This is a genomic window from Spartinivicinus poritis (assembly GCF_028858535.1).
In the GTDB taxonomy this organism is placed as follows: Bacteria; Pseudomonadota; Gammaproteobacteria; order Pseudomonadales; family Zooshikellaceae; genus Spartinivicinus; species Spartinivicinus poritis.
In genome coordinates this window covers 82,200-104,334 of sequence record NZ_JAPMOU010000016.1, presented here as the reverse complement: position 1 = coordinate 104,334, position 22,135 = coordinate 82,200, and the positions used below count along the sequence as shown (strand labels likewise).

The following is a 22,135-nucleotide window of genomic DNA, read 5'->3' as shown; positions in this document are numbered from 1 at the left end:
GTTTTTTAGCTGGCTTTAAACGAGTGCAATTGTTGTACGGCTGAGGACCAGGTGCCAGTTAAGGCTTCAGGAATAGTTTCTATTGCCGTATTAATAGCATCGTCGATAAGTTGCTGATCTGCCTGAGGAGGTTTGCTAAGCACATAGTTAACCACTTGTTTGCTATGACCAGGATGGCCAATACCAATACGCAAGCGGGCAAAATCACGACAATTACCAAGTTTTGCAATGATATCTCTCAGACCGTTATGGCCACCATGGCCTCCGCCTTGCTTATAGCGTGCTGTGCCAGGAGGTATATCAAGCTCGTCGTGGGCAACCAGAATGGCTTGGGGAGGGATTTTATAAAAGTTGGCCAGTGCTCCAACCGCTTGGCCGCTGAGATTCATATAAGTGGTTGGAATCAATAATCGAATAGCTTGCCCGGCAATAGTTACCTGTCCCAGCTCCCCTGAAAATTTTTTGTCAGAACGGAGGCTGGTGCCATATCGGCGTGCTAGCATTTCAACAAACATTGCCCCTGCATTGTGCCGAGTATCTTCATACTCAGCACCAGGGTTGCCCAATCCAACAACCAGTTGGATGGGCTCACTTTGTGTTGCTTTCGCCACGGCTTATGCTTCGCTTTCGCCTTCTTCGGCTTCTTCGTCAGCACCACCACGAGTAGTGTGAACGTTAGCAATGGCTAAGTCATGGTTTTCACCATGAGCCAGCTCAACGAGCTCTACACCTTTAGGCAGTTTGATGTCAGATAAGTGAAGGATCTGGCCTAAGTCTACATCAGTCATGTCAACTTCAATGAACTCTGGCAAGTCAGCAGGTAAGCAGCGTACTTCAACTTCAATTGTGTTGTGAGTAATAGCTCCGCCTTTCTTAACACCGGCACACTTGTCTTCATTGATAAAATGTAAAGGGACGTGAGTGGTTAGCTTGTGATCAGCGGTAACACGTAAGAAGTCTGCGTGTAAAATCACGTCTTTTGATGGGTGGCGCTGAAGGTCTTTTAAGATAACTTCTTGCTTCTCACCGGCAACATCAAGGGTCAGAATGTGAGAGTAGAAAGCTTCATTCTCAAGCGCTTTTAAAATGTCTTTTTGCAGAATAGTAATGCTTTCTGGTGCCTTTTCTGCACCGTAAATAACAGCTGGAGTTTTGCCAGCTTCACGACGTAGGCGGCGGCTCGCACCTTTCCCTATGTCGGAGCGTTTTTCTACAACTAAAGTAAATTCGTTAGACATGTGAATCTCCTAATAAACCAATAACTACTTTGCGACCAAGTAGGTAAGGGTTGTGGTTGAAAAAACTGCTTATATCAAGCAGGCGCGGATCATAGCGCATTTTTTAGCTACTGTCTGCAAAGACAAGTTAAGCAGTTATAAAAAAACGGTCAAAGTGACCGTTTTTTAGTGTCTATCTTTCTGGAGGAAGCCTAACGAAAGATGGCGCTGATTGACTCTTCGTTAGAGATCCGCCGTACTGACTCGGCTATCAATGGTGCCATATCCAACTGACGAATTTTAGTGCAGTTTCTGCTAGCGTCACTTAAAGGAATGGTGTTGGTAACAACCAGTTCGTCCAGCTCAGAATGGTTGATATTTTCTAATGCTCGACCAGATAAAACTGGGTGTACACAATAGGCGTATACTTTAGAGGCGCCTCGCTCTTTTAATACCTTGGCAGCTTGGCATAGAGTGCCCGCTGTATCGACCATGTCGTCAACCAGAATACAGGTACGTTCTTCAACATCACCAATGATATTCATCACTTCAGCTTGGTTAGCTGCTGGGCGGCGCTTGTCGATAATGGCTAAATCGGCATTAAGGCGCTTAGCTACAGCACGGGCTCTCACTACACCGCCAATATCAGGAGAAACGACCATCGTATTCTCGTAACGCTGACTTTCAATATCATCTAGCAAAATAGGAGAACCGTAGATGTTATCAACAGGAATATCAAAGAAGCCTTGAATCTGGTCTGCGTGTAAGTCAGCAGTTAATACTCGGTCAATACCAACAGCAGCCATCATATCAGCAACTACCTTAGCGCTAATGGGTACCCGAGAAGAGCGTGGTCGACGATCTTGTCGTGCATAGCCAAAGTAGGGCACTACAGCGGTGATTCGCTGCGCTGATGAGCGGCGCAGCGCATCTGCCATCACTATCAGCTCCATCAGGTTATCATTGGTAGGGGCACAGGTAGATTGGATAATAAAAACGTCTTTACCTCGCACGTTTTCATTAATTTCTACAGCTACTTCGCCATCACTGAATCGACCAACATAAGCACTACCCATAGGGATATTCAGATGGTCAACAACCTTTTGTACGAGACCCGGGTTGGAGTTACCCGCGAACACCATCATCTTGGACACGGTAATTACCTTTTTTTGAGGGCTTGGATGAGTTTGGACGGTTTTTTGAGGAATGTGAAATTTAATGGCTGGGGTGGCAGGATTCGAACCTGCGCATGACGGGATCAAAACCCGTTGCCTTACCGCTTGGCGACACCCCAATTGCATACGATTGGATGGGTGCGTTTTATATGCTATTTCGAGAGGCTTTGCAAGCATCGATGTAACATTGACTGGTTGCTACCCTTAGTAATAAAGCCTTGCATACCATTAGGTAATTGCTCAAAGGCTTTCGCTGCATCTGAACGACAATCAAAAGGTACAAATAAACATGCACCTGTGCCTGTCATCCTTACGGGGCCGAGATTATTCAGAAATTGAAAGCATTTATCAACCCCAGGATATAAATTTCTTACTAAAAATTCACAATCATTATGGCACCGATTAGCTAAAAAATCCTCGAAGGTAACAGGAGCCGTGCTTCTTGGCAGATTTGGGTGATTAAAAATTTCTGCAGTGCTGACATGACAGTCAGGAGCAACCAGTAAATACCAAGGCTCATTAGGTGTAACTGAAGTTAACTTTTCACCAATACCTTCAGCCCAGGCAGCCAAGCCATGAATAAAAATGGGTACATCTGCCCCAAGAGCAACACCTAACTCTGCTAGTTGAGATAATGACCAGTTAAGTTGCCATAGCTGATTTAGTGCTAATAAAGTGGTTGCTGCATTAGAGCTGCCGCCACCCACGCCACCACCAATGGGTAGTTTTTTATCCAGTAGGATATCAACACCTTGATCGACTTTAGTGGCTTGTTGTAAAGCAAGAGCCGCCTTATAAGACAGGTTGTTCTCGGCTTTAAAAGGCAGGTCGCTTGTGAGTTGAATTTTTTGATCGGCACGAAGTAAAAAAGTCAACTCATCTGCTAGCTCAATAAACTGAAACAGCGTTTGCAGCTGGTGGTAGCCATCTGCTTGCCTGCCAGTGATATGTAAAAATAAATTGAGCTTGCCTGGAGAGGGTAGTTGGATAGTATTTACACCAGAAATCATTGCGACAGTTGCCAGTCTTTAATTACAAAAGTTAACTTTAATTGCTTACTAAAAAAGCGCACTTTTCCAGGCATCCAAGTGTCGCCTACCTGCTGGTAACGGTCGTAATGAATAGTCCAATTATCTTGCTGAAGTTTGGCAAGCAACCCTTGTGGATTAAGGCTAATGGTTTGACTGCCTTTTGGTGCAGGAATGCCTCTGACCCAGAATTTAAGGTTGGAAACTGGCAGGTTCCAACCAAGCTCATTGCGCATTAATTGCTCTGGTGTGTTGGCAAAATAACGGCCATGATCAGCAGTGTTGAGCTCAACATGGCCAGGCTCGCCATTGAGTTTGGCAATGCTTTGGCCTAGAGGGCCTGAAAGCACAATCGTGTATTTGTCGTGTTGCTGCTGCCAGTCAATATAAGCACTGTTGGAATCTTCTGGGGTTCGGATACCTAGTTTTCCGTTAAGATGCCAATGCTTCATGCCTTTAATAAAAGCCAGATGTTGCTTCCAGCTAGCTGCTTGATCTTTTACTACAGGTGGTTTTTCAGCAAAAGGATCAGAGATTTGGGGCAGCCAGCTACAACCAGGCAGCCATAAGAAACTGATTAAGAAAATAAGGGTTCTTTTATTCACAAAGCCTTCACTGTATTCATTGCGATAAGTTTTATGATGCGACAAAGGACGAATTGTTCAAACAAAAACGGCCCTTGCAGTGCTTGGCGATAAGTCTGCAAGGGATCACTCAAATGTCAAGGCTTGCCTGTTAACCGGCGCATGGTTTTTTTGATGATTTCGCTTGAAGGGTTTTCCTTCAGCGCCTCGTTCCAGATTTGTAACGCTTCCTCTTGCTTGCCGCTGACCCATAACACTTCACCTAAATGAGCGGCTACTTCATGGTCAGGAAATGCCTGATAAGCTCGCCTGAGGAACTTAATAGCAGCTTCTATATTACCCAGTTTAAATTCAACCCAGCCCATACTATCCACTACAGCAGGGTCATTTGGGGTTAGTTGGTAAGCCTTAGTAATAAGTTCTTTAGCTTCTTGATAACGAGTCGTACGGTCAGCCAGGGTATAACCCAGTGCATTTAATGCTAATGCATGGTTGGGTTGGACAGATATGATTTTCCGTAAGTCTTTTTCCAGCTTATCAATTTGGTTGAGTTTCTCTGAAATCATTGCTCTAGCATAGAGCAGACGAATATGAGATTTGTGTTTTTTGAGAGCCTGATTCAGCAGTTTCCTAGCATCTTTATATCGCTTTTGTTGAGCTAGCACTTCGGACTCAATAATGTATAGCTCTGGTGCAAACTTGGGATAGGCTTGACGAGCGGCTTTGAGACGCTTTCTTGCCTCCGCCGGCTCACCTTGTTTAGTCAGGAGTAATGCAATTCGTTTAAATGCATCGAATAAATACTGGCCAGGTTTGATTTGCTCAAAGTGGTGAATGGCTGCTTGAGGGTCATTCTGTTGCTCAGCAATAGCACCTAGATAATAGTGAGCGACATCATTGCGTTTATTAGTCGCTAACAGTTTTTGGAAGTAGAGCTTTGCTTGATCATAGAGTTTGCTTTCAAAGCTAATAATGCTGAGTGAGTAGAGTAACGTATCATCATCTGGAGTTTGAGACACTAAATACTCAAACTGTTGTTTTGCCTTGGCGAGCTGATTTGCCTGAATTAACAGGCGAGCATAAAGTAATCTAAGGCGGCGATTATCAGGATGTTTTTTAATTTGTCTATCAAGAAAATCAAGCGCCTGCTGATCTTTTTTTAAAGCAGATAACAACCTGCCCTTAAGAATAAGTGCTCTGGTATTATTTGGCTGTTTGGCAATAACCTGGTTGGTTAGTGGCAAGGCTTCTTCATGGCGCTCGCTTTGGTGAAGCAGAGTTGCTTGGCCAAATTTTATTTCAAGATTACTCGGGTATTCTTTTGCAATGGTGTCATAGGTGGTTAGCAGTTTGTCGCGATCAGCCTGGGTTAGGTTAATGGCGTTGATAGCGAGAACATCAAATTTAGTTTCACCGCCATTTTTTTCCAGTAATTCTCTCATGCGCTCGGCTGCTGCATTGAGCTGACCAGCTTTGCCTAACTCGATAGCATTAGCCTGAATAGCCAGTGAGTTATCTGGGTCATTATTAGCCCAAATAGTTGACGCAATTAGCGCACCACGAGACTCACCTAAATATTGGGAAATTTGATAGGCACGCTCTGCCACACCTGGGTCTTGTGTTTTATGTGCTTCACGAAGGTAATTGCCTAGAGTGATATCTAATTGGCCGCGATTAGCAGCCACTTCTGCTACCAGGAGTGCAAAGAGAGTGTCCTTGCTAATGGGGGTGGTGGCTTCAGTAGCAACAGGCTCAGCGGTTGCCTGATCATCAGAGCTATTTTGTGGCTTAATACCTGAGCAGCCGAATAAGCTGATAATCAGCCCTGAGGCAAGAAAGTGTTTGAAGCGAAAGTAGTTATTCATCTATTTGTAATACCTGGTAACAATACTTGGCCACTTGCCTGGCAATGGCAACAAAGCGAATTGCCCAACTCTAAAGTATCTTGAATGGATACGCTATGACCTTGACTTGAAATGAAGGTGGTGTCTCACAATAGCGTTGTATAAATACACTTCAACTGTCTTAGCCTGAGTATTTCACCAGACTACAGAAGGTATGCCTGTAGTGTAGTGAAATGAAGTTGTAAGTCTGTATCACGTTATCCTTAAATGGGTTTAATAGGTTTGAGTATTCTGGCTAAAACAGGTGATGCAGTACTAAAAGTAATAACACCCGCATTTCTTACTATTACTGTAGACAAGATTAGCGATAAACCTGTTCCTTTATATCTACATTGCATGAAATTTGTAAGGAAATATTATCTGTTCTCTTTTTATCAGCGCTTCTTAGTTACCCTGATGTTAAGTTAGATAAAATTTAACCATCACAGTAAGGATATTTGCACTTAAGCTGTATTAGTAGGAGAATTCCCTGCTTTGAAGGCAGCTACAACATACCTTGTGGCTCCAACCCGCTGATAGTTGATGGTGATTGATAGTTTTATTATGGGGTTCCTTGCGCTTGGCATAAATCATCAGACCGCCTCAGTTGCTTTACGAGAGAAGGTGGCTTTTGCCCCTGAACATTTGGCAGATGCTCTTCAGAGTATTCAAAAGCTTTCATCGGTTAATGAAGTCGCCATTCTTTCAACGTGTAATCGTACCGAGATTTACTGTGAGGTGGTCCCTGGGCAAGAGCAGCCACTACTTGCTTGGTGGGCTGATTATCAACAATTAGCAATGACAGAGGTCGCCGACTCAATTTATCAGTACTGGGATGAGTCTGCTGTTCAGCACATGATGAGAGTAGCTAGTGGGCTGGACTCTATGGTATTAGGTGAACCGCAAATCCTGGGGCAGTTAAAAACGGCCTATGTGCAGGCACAAGCAGCGGGTACTGTGGGCTTTGGTTTAAGCCGCTGGTTTGAAAGTACTTTTGCAACAGCAAAGCAAGTGCGAACCCAAACAGCTATTGGTGAAAGCCCTGTATCTGTGGCCTATGCTGCGGTAGCATTAGCGCGCCAGATATTTGGAGATATTAGCCAAAACCATGCCTTGTTAATTGGAGCAGGCGAAACCATAGAGCTGGTTGCTAGACACTTGTCGGAGGTCGGTATTGCTGGGCTGACTATAGCCAACCGAACCCTAGCTAATGCAGAGTTACTTTCAAGCCAATTTGATCAAGCAACGCCTGCAAGCTTGAGCAACTTGCCAGACTTATTACCCAATGCTGATATTGTAATTGCTTCTACAGCCAGTCAATTACCAGTACTAGGTAAGGGTGCTGTGGAGCGTGCACTTAAGTTACGTAAGCATCGGCCTATTTTCATGGTAGATATTGCTGTACCACGAGATATTGAGCCGCAGGTGGCTACTTTGGCTGATATTTATTTATATACCGTTGATGATTTACGAGAAGTCATCGAAGAAAACTTAAAAAGTCGTCAAACAGCGGCAGTAGAGGCAGAAAATTTAGTCCTGAATGGCTCTGCTGCTTTTATGAATCGAATGAGAGAGCTGACTGCCGTTGAGGTGCTTAAGCAATTCCGTACCAAAATTGAGTTGCTCAGCGAGGATGAGTTGGCTAAGGCACGCAAGAAGCTAGCAAATGGTGCCGACCCAGAGCAAGTGCTGGCTCGATTTGCTAAAGCTATAACCAATAAATTGCTGCATGGTCCTAGTGTCCAAATTAAACAGGCGGGTGCAGCTGGGCAGCTAGATCGAATCGAGTGGGTAAAACAGCTTTTTGAGATTGATCAATTAACTGATAAGAAGTCATGAAACCATCCATATTAGCTAAATTAGAAAACTTAACTGAGCGCTATGAAGAGTTAGCTGCACTGTTAAGTGATGCTGAGGTCATTACTGACCAAGACAAGTTTCGTAAGTTTTCCAAGGAATATGCTGAAATCGAACCAGTGGTACAAACCTTTGCGCGTTATCAGCAGGCAAAAGAAGATCGTGCTGAGGCAGAGCAGTGGTTGGCAGGCGATGACCCTGAAATGAAAATGATGGCTGAAGATGAAATAGCAACAGCCAATGAGACCATTGAAACTCTTGATTTAGAGCTACAAACCTTATTGTTACCCAAAGACCCTAATGACTCCCACAATATCTTTTTAGAAATACGCGCAGGAACGGGAGGGGATGAGGCAGCGATCTTTGCTGGTGACTTGTTCAGAATGTACTCTCGCTATGCTGAGCGGTGTAGCTGGAAGGTAGAAGTGGTCAGCGCTAATGAAGGGGAGCATGGTGGTTTTAAAGAAATCATCAGCCGTGTAGTAGGTGATGGTGTTTACGGTAAATTAAAATTTGAGTCAGGCGCTCACCGAGTACAGCGTGTGCCTGAAACTGAATCCCAAGGTCGAATACATACGTCTGCTTGCACAGTAGCGATTATGCCTGAGCCGGACGAAGTGGAAGATATTGCAATCAATAAGGCGGATTTGCGAATAGATACTTACCGTGCTTCTGGTGCAGGAGGACAGCACGTTAACAAAACCGACTCTGCTATTCGAATCACTCACTTACCAACAGGCATTGTGGTAGAGTGTCAGGATGAGCGCTCCCAGCATAAAAACCGGGCTAAGGCGATGTCTTTATTAGCTGCAAAGCTAAATTCGGCAGCGCAAGATGCTGCTCAGCAACAAGTGGCTGATCAACGGAAAAGTCTAGTTGGTAGTGGTGATCGTTCAGAGCGAATTCGAACCTATAACTACCCACAAGGCCGGGTAACAGACCACCGGATTAACTTAACTTTATATAAACTGCCCGAAGTGATGGAAGGGGATGTGAGCCCGGTGATTGATCCATTAATTCAAGAGTATCAGGCTGAGTTGTTAGCCAAGATGTCTGAAGAGTAATGGTTGGCTAAATGACGTCTATTATTGAGCTGCGCCAGCTAGCTATTTCGCAGCTAGCGGGTGTTAGCCCCTCCCCCCAAGAGGATGTGGAGCAGTTGCTTTGTCATCTCCTCCAGAAGCCTCGCAGCTATTTATTTACTTGGCCAGATCAACCGCTCACTGCCGAGCAGCAAGCAATATTCGATAGTTATTTATCTCAGCGCTTACAGGGTAAACCAATTGCCTACATTACAGGGACTCGTGGTTTTTGGCAGTTTGAGTTAGAAGTCAGTGAGGCTACCCTGATTCCTAGGCCAGACACTGAAATCCTGGTCGAGCAGGTACTGGCGATTTCAGATGCTAATCAGCCTTTACATGTCATTGATTTGGGTACAGGCACGGGTGCAATCGCTTTAGCATTAGCTTATGAGCGGCCAAACTGGCAGATCACTGGAGTTGATTTGTTACCAGAAGCCGTTGAGTTGGCGACACGTAATGGGAAGCGACTAGGGTTAACTAATGTTCAATTCTACGCTGGTCATTGGTTTGAAGCACTACCAGCAACGGCTGGTCTGTTTGACCTGACTGTGAGTAACCCTCCTTATATCCCAGCAGATGACCCCCATTTGCAGCAGGGAGATGTTCGATTTGAGCCTAAATCAGCACTGGTTGCTGGGCAGCGAGGCTTAGCAGCTATCAACGAAATTGCTAAAAATGCACCAGACTTTTTAAAGCCTGGTGGTTATCTGTTTTTTGAGCACGGTTATGATCAGGCAGCAGTTGTTGCAGAAATGTTAGCTGGGCTCAACTATCAGGATATTCAGTGTAAGCAAGACCTAGGGCAAAATGACCGAATTACCTTTGCTAGGCTTACTAGTCCTAATAGATAGGGCTTTCAAGGTGACAGGATAATTATATTCTCATTACCATTGGTAGCCCTAATCATCATTTTTACGGATAAAACTAAAATGGTAGTAACAACAGGTAAAACACTAACTGACCAGGAACTACTACGTTATAGTCGACATATTATGCTGCCTGAGTTGGATATCGAAGGTCAGCAGTTACTTAAAGCAGCTAAAGTGTTAGTAGTAGGGCTCGGTGGGCTTGGTTGTCCGGTTGCTATGTACTTAGCAGCAGCAGGAGTGGGTGAGCTGTTATTAATGGATTTTGATCAGGTTGAGTTGACGAACTTACAACGACAGATTGCCTATAACCAAACAGCTGTAGGTAAACCTAAAGCAGAGGCGTTGGCTGAAACTTTGCGTGGAATGAATTCTGATTGCGTGGTAACCCCTGTTGTCGAAAAAGCTAGCCAAGATAACCTGCTGCAGTGGATAACCGCAGCTGATTTAGTGGTGGATGCAACTGATAACTTTGCAGTGCGATTTGCAATTAATACAGCTTGTGTTCAAGCAAAGCGCCCATTAGTGTCAGGAGCGGCAATTGGTTTACAAGGACAGGTGACAGTGTTTGATAGTCGACAACCGACATCTCCCTGCTATCGTTGTCTTTATTCGCCTGAAGGGGAGGATCAGCTGCGTTGTGCAGAAACGGGTGTGCTGGGGCCATTGGTTGGTTTGGTTGGTACCATTCAAGCTGTTGAAGCCGTAAAGGTGATTGCAGGTATTGGAGAACCGTTGCTGGGTAAACTGCTGCTGATTGACGGGAAAATCATGGAGTTTAGAACTATTAAAATGACAGCAGATCCAGTCTGTCCAGTGTGTGCAAATAGTGGTTAATTTCAGCTGAATGACTATTTTGTAGACAGCCTAAATGGGCTTATCTGGCTTTTAAGTGATTTTGTTAATTACCTGGATAAGATTAGTATATTTAATTTATTCAGCTAAAACTGGTACATTCATATACCACACCTATAGGTGTTTTACTTTAAGGTCAAATAGGTAAAAAGATTAAATGCAATTTAAACTCTCAGACGATATCAAAGATTTCTTAAAGAAAGAGTCCGCTAGCGGAATTTTGCTAATGATTGCAACTGCGCTGGCGTTGATTTTTGCTAATACTCCCCTTGTCGGTTTTTATGATTTGTTTTTGTCTGTGCCTGTTGGTGTCAAACTGGGTGCGCTGGAAATAGATAAACCACTTTTGTTGTGGATTAATGACGGCCTGATGGCTGTATTTTTCCTGCTAATTGGCTTAGAGGTAAAGCGAGAGTTTATTGCGGGTGAGTTGGCTTCTCCAGCTAAGATTGCCTTGCCTGCAGTCGCTGCCTTGGGAGGAATGGTTGTTCCAGCACTGGTTTATTGCTGGTTTAACTGGGGAGACAGTACTGCTTTGCAAGGCTGGGCTATTCCTACAGCAACTGATATTGCTTTTGCATTGGGTATTCTTGCTTTGTTGGGTAATCGAGTGCCGCCTTCGCTCAAAGTATTTTTAATGGCACTGGCCATAATAGATGACTTGGGTGCAATTATTATTATTGCATTGTTTTATACTGAAGGCTTATCAGTCATGTCAGCCTCTTTGGCAGGGGTTTGCTTCATAATCCTAGTAACCCTTAATCGATTAAAGGTCACTAGGATAACCCCCTATATTGTCGTTGGTATTATTATGTGGATTTGTGTACTGAAGTCAGGGGTACATGCCACACTTGCCGGGGTTCTGCTGGCGTTTACTATTCCAATGACATGTCACAAGCGACCAGGGCACTCGCCGCTCAAGACGGTTGAGCATGAACTTCACCATTGGGTCGCTTATGCGATTTTACCAATTTTTGCCTTTGCCAATGCAGGCGTAGGTTTGTCACTAACTGACGTGAAGCAAATTGGAGATCCTGTACCACTGGGCGTTATTGCTGGGCTATTTGTTGGTAAACAGATTGGTGTGTTTTTCTTCTCTGCACTGGCAATAAAGCTGGGGCTAGGTAAGTTACCCACCCATGCTAGTTGGCTGCAACTTTATGCTGTAGCTGTGTTGTGTGGTGTTGGTTTTACCATGAGCTTATTTATTGGCACGCTGGCATTTGAACATGCAGGGCCAGACTACCTTACAACAGATCGAATCGGTATATTAATGGGTTCTGCTGCATCTGCCGTATGGGGGTATGTGATTTTTCGGTTTTTGGCTAAGAGCAATGTTCCTGCAAGCCAGCCATCAGTTAATTAAATAACCACAAAAGGTGTAATGTCCGATGAAAAGCCAAGCTGTATTACTGGTTAATTTGGGCTCACCTGACTCGCCAAAAGAAAAAGATGTCAGGCAATATTTAAAGCAGTTTTTAATGGATCCTTATGTGGTTGATGTACCTGGCTGGCTACGCTGGCTGATAGTTAACTGTTTAGTGCTGCCTTCGCGTCCAAAGCAGTCAGCAGAAGCTTATCAAAGTATATGGTGGCCTGAAGGGTCACCACTTGTAGTGCTTACTCAGCGCTTAACGGATAAGCTAGCTAAGGAAGTAGATTACCCTGTGCATTTTGCTATGCGTTATGGTCAGCCTGCAATGGAGAAAGAGATATTACAGCTGGCAAAAACGGGTATTGATGAACTGCTATTGGTACCACTTTATCCCCATTACGCAATGTCAACAGTAAAGACCTGTATTGAGGAAGCTAGACGGGTGCTTGCCAAGCATCACCTTAGCCTCAAAATTAGGTTACACCCAGTATTTTTTGGTCATGAGCAATATATATCTGTTTTGGATGAAGTGACCAAGCCTTATATCGAAGAGCCTTTTGATCACTTGCTGTTCAGCTATCATGGGCTACCAGAGCGGCATTTACGAAAAGATGATCCAACTGGTAGTCACTGTTTATCTAGTGCTGAGTGTTGTCAGCAGCCCCATCAAGCCCACCAAACCTGTTATCGAGCCCAGGTATATAAAACAGCAGAATTATTAGCTAATAAGTTGGGTTTAAAAGAAGCACAATACTCAGTTGCTTTTCAGTCTCGACTTGGTCGAGATAAATGGCTAACGCCTTATACTAGCGAGCGGCTCGTTGAGCTTGCTCAACAAGGAGTAAAACGACTATTGGTTATTTGCCCATCATTTGTTGCTGATTGCTTGGAAACACTGGAAGAAATCGGTATACAGGGCAAAGAAGCTTTTATTGAAGCGGGAGGTGAGTTGTTAACCTTAGTCCCTTGTTTAAATGATGATGCGAAGTGGGTAAGTGTGTTAACTGATTGGTTGAAGCAGTCATGGGACAACTACCCGCAGCTAGATAAAGTGTAGCAATCAAAGGTATAAAACACTAGCTTTATGGTTGTATATAAAAATGCCCAACTTGTGGGCATTTTTTATGAGCTGATTAAAGATAACAGGTAATTTGTTTTTTTAAAGGTACACTTAACCTGACCTTAGGAATTTAACTAGCGCCTGGTCGCTAAACATCCGATCTAATACATTGTTAATAATACCATTAACGATCTCTTCATTTTTGGTTTCAGACGGTGCTTTTACCACTTTATGCTTTGCTGTCGATTGGTAACGGCCATGATAAACACGATCGCCGAATTTCACTTCAGCTCGAGCAACTGCATTGATATTGACTTCTGTAACGTAATTTTGAGCGGGTGTACTGTAATCAATTTTATCAATGTAGACAGTAAAACGAACTGCAGGGTTATTTGGATCAAGCTGCATTTCCATTTTTAGTAAGGCTTGTTCAACCGCGTGTTTAACTGCCAGGGTAATATCATTTTTTATGGTTAATGTACTGGTTTTGTCATAGATACCGCCACGAGTTCCTAATACTTTACTTAAGCGATCATCAACAACAGATACGTTAACGGTATTTTTTACTACCGGCACTTTAACAGGCAGAGTGATATGTGGCGCAACTTCCACTTGCTGTGGGCTTAGTGCGCAGCCACCAGTTATGATAAGCGTTGATAATAAGGCAGAATGAACAAGTTTTTTTATCATCATAGACTCATTATTGCTATTAGTTCACTACAGAGCTTGAGTTTCATTGTAACTCACCGGCTTTGAAAGGATTATTTAATATCTCTAGAAATTAGAACTTTTAAAGATTATTAAGGTAAATCCACTGTATATTCAATTATTGGGTTTTAGTTGGGTTGCTGTTGGCATTTTCGTTTTCTTGCAGCTGATTGAGCTTGCTGATAAAACGTTTAGCTCTGCTTATATGATTATTAAGCTCTTCATTATGGGGTGTTAATTCGGTTAAAGGCTGCCAAATAGCCAGTGCCCCTTCGGGGTTGCCCGTGCTATAGAGTTCAATCCCTTTTTGAGTTTGCTTTTTCACATAAACATTAATAGCTTGTTTAAGCTGGTTATGTTGCTTACGGGTACGGTAATAAGGCTGAGACTCTTGTATTTCTTTTAGTAGCTGTTGTGCTTCTTTAAACTGTTGATGTTGTACAGCTTCGTTGAACTTTTCAAATAACTCAATGCGTTTAACTTTTGTAAGAGCAAGTATTTTATAGTCATTTGAGTGATTTAACGTTTGGTTATTGGTAACAGGTATCAGGTTATTTTCTTCGTCATCAGAAGGTTTTTTATTACTGGCAACTGTTGTACTTTTGTGGGTTTTGGCAAGCTCATCCAAAGTGTTATTGATAAGTGCTAAATGCTCTGTATCTGCGCTTTTATAGGGCAGTTTATTAGCCATTTCCAGGCACTCTTTGCCTCGTTGTGGTCGTGCTACCGCAATTGCTGCTTCAGCACATTCAACCAGGAAACGGTGTAATTCTCCTTGCTTGCTCATGGCTTGTTGTAGCTTAGCTCGAACAGTTGGGTTGTTTGGATCGGCAGCAGCCATACCTTGTAACAGCTTAATTTCATCACTTAGTACAGAGGCTTGTAGCAAGTAAAGGCGGTTTTTTAACTTGGTAATGTGGATATTGCGTTGATTTAATGTGTTTTGGTAAGCCTTCTGCAGGGTTTTATCGTCTGGCTGTAAGGTTTTTGCTCGTTGATAATAGGCTAGTGCATCACTCCATTGTTGCTGTTGAATGGCTTGCTCGGCTTTTTCCTTAAGTTCCTCTACATCATTGATTTGTGCCAGTTTGGCTGGAGGAATAGATACTGAAGGTAACAGAATGCCCTTATTTAGTTGGCAGCCTGCCATGATAAGGCTGACCGCTAAAATACAACAACTGGCTATCTGTTTCTTCATTAGTTGGCAAGCCCCTTTAGCATGTTATACAACAGTTTTTTTGCAGCCCCTTGGTATTTAGGGCGTAAATTCTTTACCCGGTAGGTATCAATGGTTGCAGACTTACCTTTTACGGATAAGCTGCCATGATGTTGGCAAACGATTTTAGAGTTTACGGACGAATGATCATGAATGGAAGCGGGAATCATAATCTGGCCTGCCTTTGCTTTGTCACATAAACGGGATGCAATATTGACAGCATCACCGATTACGGTATATTCCATGCGCTCTTTTGCCCCTAAAAAACCCGCCAGCATCATGCCATCATTTAGACCAATACGAACATTGACTGGGAACAGGCCTTTTTGTTTTCGTTCTTGGTTCAGCTTTAGCACCAACTGTTGGATAGTCACTGCACAGGCAACTGCATTAAAGCGGTGGTCTGGATCGCTTTTCGGAGTACCAAACACGATCATGGCGCAATCGCCAATGAATTTATCCACAATGCCATTAAAGGCATTAGCGCAATGGAAAAAATAACTGAAATACTCATTCAAAAACATGGCTACAGCGGGTGGTGTCAGCTTCTCAGATAAACTGGTAAAGCCAACTATATCGACAAACATTACGGTAGCTTCTACCTGATGGCCACCAATTTCAACGTCTTCCAGTTTATCCAACATCTGCTTGGCAACATCTTTTGCCATGACTTTCCCAAAGACATCTTCCAGCTGGGACTTTTGGTCAATACCTTGGCCAAGTTGCTGAAGGCTTTTCAGTAAAAAACCTAATTCATCCTCACTGATCCGATTATTTTTATAATCACCTTTGTTCAAAGCATCACTTGCGACATCCATTAAGTGATGAATAGGACGGGACAGGCGTCTTCCCATAACAATCGCGATGAAGCTCATGGCTATGGATAAGAGAATAGTGGCGAGAATAATGCCATTGGCTGAAGAGCGTGCCACTTCAAGCATTTTTACCTGGCTGAAACTGACCATGGCATAGCCAGCAACTACTTCTTGGAACTGAATTGGGCTGATATACGACACCATATCAGTGTATTTTTGTCTGCTGGTTCTTTGCTTCCATTCTAGACGATAAGTGCCATCCGTTAACTCAGCTGCTTCCAAGGTAGTATTGCTACCATCAACTGGAACAGAGGTAATCAGCCCCTGCTTAACCAGTACATCACTGGTGTTGGTGAAGATAGCAACACCTTTAATGTCGGGTTCACTGCTAAGGTTATTGGCTAGAACTTTTAGGCCAACTACATCATCAGTAAATACGGGTTCTTGGGCAGCAGCAGCAAGCTGGTTGACAATGGTTGTACCGAAGTCATCAACCTGGCTTTTCATTAGATGATATTGATTGGTAGTAATGATACTACCTAAAATCACCATACCAATGGTGACAGTGATGGTAAGAATCAGTGCTAGTTTGTAGGCGATAGGTACCCTGGCGCGCATTTTACCGAACATTAATCGACTGGATGTTTGATGAGCTGAAGTTGCTGGCATGAAATGAGTTGATAGCCTCTTAGTAATTCCCTGAAAGCCCATAAAACTGTCGCAAAACTAATGCGCTCATAATGTGTTGTGACACTTTCTCATGCTAGGTAGCCTCTAAAAGCTATCCCGTAGCAGTTGGTAGAGTGCTTGGCCGTAAGTTAAAGCACCAGTAAACTACTGATGTCACAAACCATTTGCAAGTTGGGCTACATTTTACGAGCTAAGAAAGCTTAGTGCTGCTGAATTAGAGCGAACACATTCAAAAATTTCAAAGTTTTGTCAGACTTGTTTAGAAACTGATGAGTCTTTCAATGACCTTTAGTGACATAAGGTTAAATTCATCATTGCAAGTTATGGGCAATATTTATGTAAAAAATAATTATATCAGCCCATTATTAAAAAAATTAGCTATAATGTTTGCCCCGTGAGAATTGGTCTGGTGTAAGCGTGTAACTGCCCATTCTAGCTTTATGCTGCAACTGCTAATAGGTAGTCACAAAGTTACTTTGGAAAGCTTGACCAGCTGAACTCCACAAGCAGGTATATACTGCTATTGCTTGGATGAAAAATAGACGCTGACGATGCTCTGGGGTTAACGGCTTTGCTTGCTGATACTTGCTTTGGTTATCAGTACTGATTTACCGGGATGCACGTCAGAAGAGTTGTTAACTTACTTATTACTCCTTAGAGAGCAATTACCCGTTATGACAGTAAAGACGTACGATGTGCTCATTGTTGGTGGTGGTGTTTCAGGAACCGCATTACTCTATGAGCTAGCCAAGTTTACTGACCTAAAGAGCATTTGCCTGGTTGAAAAATACCACGAGTTGGCTCAAGTTAGCTCTAAAGGCAGTAATAACAGCCAGACTATTCATTGTGGTGACATTGAAACCAACTACACCCTTGAAAAAGCGACAGTTGTTAAACGGGCTGCGGACATGGTGCGTAATTACGCTATCAAGCTGCCTGAGGAAGAGCGTGACCAAATAATCTTCAAATACCCTAAGATGGTGCTTGGCGTCGGGGAGAAAGAAACAACTTTCTTACGTCAACGCTATGATGTGTTTAAAGAGCTTTTCCCAAACCTAAAGTTACTAGAGAAAGAAGCTATTGCTGAAATAGAGCCCAACGTAGTTAAAATCAATGGCGTTGAGCGCCCAGAAGCATTGGTGGCATTGGCAGCTACTGATGAATATACGGCAATAGACTTTGCTGCCTTATCAAAATCCTTTGTTAAACAAGTGGAGAAGGATACTGATAAAGATATTGATATCCGTTTAGGCACAAAAGTAACGGAGATCAAGAAAGTTGGTGATAATCATCAGGTTGTTACTGACCGAGGTACCTTCGAAGCTCGCTTTGTTGTCGTGTGTGCCTGTGGACATAGTTTGTTATTAGCCCAGCAAATGGGATATGGAATGAACTTCTCCTGCATGCCAATGGCGGGTAGCTTTTACTTTACTCCAAAAGTGCTCAACGGCAAGGTTTATACCGTTCAAAACGATAAGCTGCCGTTTGCAGCAATTCATGGTGACCCTGATGTACTTGTACCAGGTAAAACCCGGTTTGGACCGACTGCATTATTATTACCGATGCTTGAGCGCTTTAATTACAAGACAATTCCAGAATTTTTTAAGGTGTTACGTTTAGATGGTGCCGTGTTTAAAGTGTTTTGGGATTTATTCAAAGTTAAAGATATTCGTAACTACATCCTTAAAAACATCTTATTTGAAGTCCCTTACTTACGGCGTCGACTATTTTTGAAAGATGCGCGAAAGATAGTGCCTTCACTTGAGCTAAAAGACGTACGCTTTGCAAAAGGCTTTGGTGGTGTTAGACCACAGCTGATCGATAAAGAGCAAAAACAGCTGCTGATGGGAGAAGCCAAAATCACCAAGCCAGGGATTATCTTTAATATGACACCATCACCTGGTGGTACCAGTTGTCTTGATAATGCGGAAAAGGATATCCAGGAAATTGTTAAGCATTTAGGTTGTCAGTTTGATGAAGAAGCGTTTAAAAAAGCTTTGTTGTAATAGCTTGAACTAGTAAAAAATAATTGGCAGAGATTCTATAGAGTGTAAGGCATAGGGTTTTTGCCAGTTTTTTATGGCGGATATTTTTTTAAAACGCTACAAATGAACAATATTTTTATTTTTTTAAAAAGTCGTTAAATAAGTTTAATAATAATTGTATATTTTCTTTGTTGCGTTTAATTTTAATCTAAAAAAATAATAATGCTTAGTTTGTTGGTTTACATTTTTAGACTTATTTTAGTTAATATACCTTCGATAGTTTTGTGCGCCTTTAGGAGCTAGTGACTTATATTTTAAAAGTAACTGTTTACTTTGCTTACTATTCTTGCTTTTAACTGTTTAAGTATTTAGTTAAAAGTGTAGTGCTTTGTACTTTTGCTAGTTTAAGAGTAATATTCACCTTATCTCATCAGCTAATGGATCTGCTAACATTACCATTTACATAGCTATTGGAATAATAAGATGGTTTTTTGTAATGAGTGCTAACTGTCTTTTTGAACTTATTTTTTTGATGGTTTGTAACGTATGTGATGGTTAATCCCAGCGTAAAATTGTATTGCCAGTTTGTGAATATTTACAGTTAATTAAATGTCTTGTTTATGAATTACGACAGTATAAGAGATTCACAATTACGACAATGCAAAAACGGTGAATATGCCAGTAAGTGAGGCTCTCAATGCAACTTCAGGGAATGTCTGCCTCTGTAGCAGGTAAAAGAGTATTAGTGTTGCCTGGACAGGCGTTAGGTAATATTGGAGCAATTCGTTCTCTTGGCAGAGCCGGTTGCAAAGTCTTTGTGGCATCTTCTCAATCCCGTGCACTGGGCTTTTACTCTCGTTTTGCTTTTAAAACAACGGTTGCTCCTGAGTTTAGTTCAACGGGATTTATTTCCTGGTTTTCCAGATATGTAAGCTATAACGATATCGAACTCGTAATGCCCTGTGAGCCGCTCATTTTGGCGTTGTTGCCAGCTTGGGATTCATTTAAACACCTATTTGCAGTGCCCTATGATCAAACTCTGTTAGAAAGGGCTTTTAGTAAAGCCCAAACAATAAAGCATTTTATTGATAGTGGTGTTAGTGAAAACCTACCTGAGTCGAAAGTTATTTCATCAATAGAAGCGCTGATGTCGGATACCGAATTGACGCGTTTTAGATACCCTTGTTTTGTAAAAGTTGATGAGGTTGACTTAATTAAAAGAGAGGCTCCAACGGTAAACTCCAGTGCCGTTCGGAAATGCCAAACCTATGCTGATGTTATTAAGGTGGTACAAGCTTTTTTGCAAACGCATAAACAGGTTTTGATTCAAGCATTTGCTCCGGGGAAAGGAGCTGGCGTTAATGTATTAATGTGGCAAGGTAAAGCTATTACGACACTTGCTAACGTTTGTGATAGGGAGTCTCCCTATACTGGTGGACTGGGTGCTATTCGATCAGTTATTGAGCATCCTGAAATGGAGTCTGATGCCCTCGCTAAATTGAAGGTTATGAATTGGCAAGGTGTGGCTATGGTTGAGTATCGGCTGGATCAAGCGACAGGGCAGTTCTTCTTTATGGAAGTTAATGCACGTATTTGGGCTGCAATGCATTTAGCCTTGTTTGCAGGAGCTGACTTCCCAAGGTATCTGGCTGAATGCCATTTTGGAGCGACACCTGACATACCCAGTCAATATACTTCAGTTCGTTGTCGTTGGGATTACCCTGCTGACTTAGGGCATGTTGTATCAGTATTAAAGAGTAATGACTTTTCTATATGGCAAAAGTTGCGCTCTTTTTTCTCCTTTTTTTATTTGTATCTTGATCCAACATTACACCATGATTTAATTTTTCCAGGGGATAGCCAGTTATTTTGGCGCCAAAAATGGGAAATTATTCGAAACGGACGTTTGGGAAAACTGTATTTCAAAGGTGTGAAACTACTACATAAACTGCTTAAACAGCCTGCATTATCATGGATTTTTCAGCGTCATGAGCTAGCGGTTTATCGCTTAGAGTTAGATAAGGAAAAAGCTAGTTTTCAAAGCAACTCTCTTGTAAAGCTGTTTAGTGAAGACGAACTTCAGTTGCTCGAGGCTTGGGAAGATTGGCAAGATGTTGAGGAATTAAGACGAGATTTTCAACATCGTATGAATGAAGGGGAGTTGATGTTTGGAGTTGTTGAAAATCAAAAAATTCTTGCTTTTGCCTGGTTAATCCCTCAAGCAAAAGCCTCATTATTTCCTTTGGTTAGACGGCATTTCCACTACCCTGAAGGTTCGGCAGTTATATATAACGTTTATACATCACCCATGGCCAGGGGCAGAGGCTTATACCGAGCTGTATTACACGCATGCATTGCCTATGCAATTAATAAACTCAATTTGAAATATATTTACCAGGCAATTGAGCCTACAAACAAAATACCAATAATGATGGCTGATAAAATTGGCTTTCAGGAGCAAAAGCGATTTAAGTATCTTTGTTTGTTAGGGGGGCAGACCGTTAAGGAAAGCTAGCTTAATTACCCTGGATCTTTGATATTCACTGAAAGATTCGGGCTAGGGAGTCAATTATGGTTCAGAAAATATTCGATGTCACTTCAAGCTTGAATACCTTTTCAAAACAAAACCGGGTGAGTTTTTTTTATGTGTTATGGCGGTTTATCATCTGTTATTTGAAAGGGTTTGGCCTGAAGGAATTCCTATCTTACCCACTATTATACGAGATTCCTGCAAACCTTATTCGCTATCGAGAATACTCAATATTTGAAAAGCGTGTAAACCCTAGAAGCACGGGAATAGTTGAATTTGATAAGTGGATTCAGTCGTGCGTCTGGAAAGCAAATAACATTCCCCATGTAAAAACCTATGGTTTTATAGGGCCAAGGGCATCCGTATTTCATTTGGGTGAACAGACGCTGGCAAACAAAGAAATTAGTGATGTTTTAGAATTAATACCCTGCCCATTTGTTATTAAACCAGCAGGTGGAGGACATGGAGATGGATTTGATATTGTTGAGGAATATGATCAGCAATCTAAAACAGTGCAACTGCGGTCAGGAAAAAGAAAAAATATAGAGGACTTTCAGCGTGAATATTTTTCAAAGTGTGATTGGATATTCCAAGAGTTGGTAGTGCAACATGAAACCCTAAGTCAAATCAATTCATCATCAGTCAATACCGCTAGAATTCTTACGGCAACGAACGAAAAAGGTGAGTTCTTACTATTGGATGGAATGATGAAGTTTGGAACTGCTGGTTCAATGATCGATAATATGGGAGCTGGCGGTATAGGATGCCATATTGATGACAATGGAAAGCTAAGTAAGGGATATTCTGTTAATGGTGATAAAACCTTTGAGTGCCATCCAGATTCAGATATTAGCTTAACTGGTATTACCATTCCTTTTTATCAAGAAGTAATAGAAACAGTTAAATCGGCACACTCGTGCTTACCACGCCCTCAGTTTCTAGGCTGGGATGTGGCTATCACATCAAATGGTCCTGTCATTGTTGAAGTTAATTCATTTATGGCTGTTTACGTGAATCAAAAGCATGACAATGGTTATCGTCAGACTGGTTTGAAAGAGTTTTTGGAGGGGTAGGTTTGCTTATAAATTTATTTTAATAAAATTTCGCTTTTAACTATTGCTTATAGGTCATAGCGCTAAACGATGTAAGCGCTTGCTGTAATAAATCTGTTTTTAATTTGTTGGTAAGCTGGCGCGAAATTAGTTTTAT

At 42.3% G+C, this 22,135-nt stretch carries 18 protein-coding genes and 1 tRNA gene; 9 read left to right on the top strand and 10 right to left on the bottom strand.

Features of this window, described 5'->3' with window-relative positions; all coding sequences use genetic code 11:
* Positions 1-5 precede the first annotated feature (5 nt).
* From pth to ORQ98_RS13795, 7 genes are all read right to left on the bottom strand, one after another.
* The gene (pth, locus tag ORQ98_RS13825) at positions 6-584 is read right to left on the bottom strand and encodes an aminoacyl-tRNA hydrolase (RefSeq protein ID WP_425347688.1); all 579 of its coding nucleotides are present in this window, start codon (positions 582-584) and stop codon (positions 6-8) included.
* A 30-nt stretch (positions 585-614) separates the two neighbouring features.
* Entirely contained in the window at positions 615-1,238 is a 624-nt protein-coding gene (locus tag ORQ98_RS13820) for a 50S ribosomal protein L25/general stress protein Ctc (RefSeq protein WP_274689399.1), read from the bottom strand.
* A gap of 191 nt (positions 1,239-1,429) precedes the next feature.
* A complete protein-coding gene (locus ORQ98_RS13815; protein ID WP_425347687.1) occupies positions 1,430-2,371 on the bottom strand; it encodes a ribose-phosphate pyrophosphokinase in 942 nt (313 codons plus the stop codon).
* A 65-nt stretch (positions 2,372-2,436) separates the two neighbouring features.
* Positions 2,437-2,511, bottom strand: a tRNA-Gln gene (locus ORQ98_RS13810).
* A gap of 33 nt (positions 2,512-2,544) precedes the next feature.
* A complete protein-coding gene (gene ispE, locus ORQ98_RS13805; RefSeq protein WP_274689398.1) occupies positions 2,545-3,402 on the bottom strand; it encodes a 4-(cytidine 5'-diphospho)-2-C-methyl-D-erythritol kinase in 858 nt (285 codons plus the stop codon).
* Positions 3,399-4,025, bottom strand: a complete 627-nt coding sequence (gene lolB / locus ORQ98_RS13800) for a lipoprotein insertase outer membrane protein LolB (RefSeq protein WP_274689397.1) — start codon at positions 4,023-4,025, stop codon at positions 3,399-3,401. Before lolB ends, ispE begins: the two co-directional genes overlap by 4 nt.
* 116 nt (positions 4,026-4,141) lie before the next feature.
* Positions 4,142-5,869 (bottom strand): tetratricopeptide repeat protein, encoded by a 1,728-nt coding sequence (locus ORQ98_RS13795; protein ID WP_274689396.1) that lies wholly within the window; start codon positions 5,867-5,869, stop codon positions 4,142-4,144.
* Between the two features lie 561 nt (positions 5,870-6,430).
* Here ORQ98_RS13795 and hemA point away from each other — a divergent pair.
* The 6 genes from hemA (at position 6,431) to hemH (ending at position 12,979) form a co-directional block, all read left to right on the top strand.
* Complete coding sequence (hemA, locus tag ORQ98_RS13790) at positions 6,431-7,726, top strand: glutamyl-tRNA reductase (protein ID WP_274689395.1); 1,296 nt, start codon at positions 6,431-6,433, stop codon at positions 7,724-7,726.
* Complete coding sequence (prfA, locus tag ORQ98_RS13785; RefSeq protein WP_274689394.1) at positions 7,723-8,808, top strand: peptide chain release factor 1; 1,086 nt, start codon at positions 7,723-7,725, stop codon at positions 8,806-8,808. Before hemA ends, prfA begins: the two co-directional genes overlap by 4 nt.
* Before the next feature lie 11 nt (positions 8,809-8,819).
* Positions 8,820-9,677: a peptide chain release factor N(5)-glutamine methyltransferase gene (gene prmC, locus ORQ98_RS13780; RefSeq protein WP_274689393.1), complete on the top strand. Its 858-nt coding sequence runs from the start codon at positions 8,820-8,822 to the stop codon at positions 9,675-9,677.
* Between the two features lie 78 nt (positions 9,678-9,755).
* A complete protein-coding gene (locus ORQ98_RS13775) occupies positions 9,756-10,529 on the top strand; it encodes a HesA/MoeB/ThiF family protein (protein WP_274689392.1) in 774 nt (257 codons plus the stop codon).
* A 175-nt stretch (positions 10,530-10,704) separates the two neighbouring features.
* The gene (gene nhaA / locus ORQ98_RS13770; RefSeq protein ID WP_274689391.1) at positions 10,705-11,913 is read left to right on the top strand and encodes a Na+/H+ antiporter NhaA; all 1,209 of its coding nucleotides are present in this window, start codon (positions 10,705-10,707) and stop codon (positions 11,911-11,913) included.
* A 25-nt stretch (positions 11,914-11,938) separates the two neighbouring features.
* Positions 11,939-12,979, top strand: a complete 1,041-nt coding sequence (gene hemH, locus ORQ98_RS13765) for a ferrochelatase (protein WP_274689390.1) — start codon at positions 11,939-11,941, stop codon at positions 12,977-12,979.
* Between the two features lie 114 nt (positions 12,980-13,093).
* On the opposite strand, the gene ORQ98_RS13760 is transcribed toward hemH, so the two are convergent.
* From ORQ98_RS13760 to ORQ98_RS13750, 3 genes are all read right to left on the bottom strand, one after another.
* A complete protein-coding gene (locus tag ORQ98_RS13760) occupies positions 13,094-13,675 on the bottom strand; it encodes a YajG family lipoprotein (RefSeq protein ID WP_274689389.1) in 582 nt (193 codons plus the stop codon).
* A 133-nt stretch (positions 13,676-13,808) separates the two neighbouring features.
* The gene (locus ORQ98_RS13755; RefSeq protein WP_274689388.1) at positions 13,809-14,888 is read right to left on the bottom strand and encodes a tetratricopeptide repeat protein; all 1,080 of its coding nucleotides are present in this window, start codon (positions 14,886-14,888) and stop codon (positions 13,809-13,811) included.
* The gene (locus ORQ98_RS13750) at positions 14,888-16,390 is read right to left on the bottom strand and encodes an adenylate/guanylate cyclase domain-containing protein (protein WP_274689387.1); all 1,503 of its coding nucleotides are present in this window, start codon (positions 16,388-16,390) and stop codon (positions 14,888-14,890) included. The genes ORQ98_RS13755 and ORQ98_RS13750 overlap by 1 nt, the downstream gene beginning before the upstream one ends.
* A 695-nt stretch (positions 16,391-17,085) precedes the next feature.
* Here ORQ98_RS13750 and ORQ98_RS13745 point away from each other — a divergent pair.
* The 3 genes from ORQ98_RS13745 (at position 17,086) to ORQ98_RS13735 (ending at position 21,999) form a co-directional block, all read left to right on the top strand.
* A complete protein-coding gene (locus ORQ98_RS13745) occupies positions 17,086-18,417 on the top strand; it encodes an FAD-dependent oxidoreductase (protein WP_274689386.1) in 1,332 nt (443 codons plus the stop codon).
* Positions 18,418-19,093: 676 nt separating this feature from the next.
* The gene (locus ORQ98_RS13740) at positions 19,094-20,911 is read left to right on the top strand and encodes a GNAT family N-acetyltransferase (RefSeq protein ID WP_274689385.1); all 1,818 of its coding nucleotides are present in this window, start codon (positions 19,094-19,096) and stop codon (positions 20,909-20,911) included.
* 56 nt (positions 20,912-20,967) lie between these two features.
* Positions 20,968-21,999 (top strand): sugar-transfer associated ATP-grasp domain-containing protein, encoded by a 1,032-nt coding sequence (locus tag ORQ98_RS13735; protein ID WP_274689384.1) that lies wholly within the window; start codon positions 20,968-20,970, stop codon positions 21,997-21,999.
* Positions 22,000-22,135 lie beyond the last annotated feature (136 nt).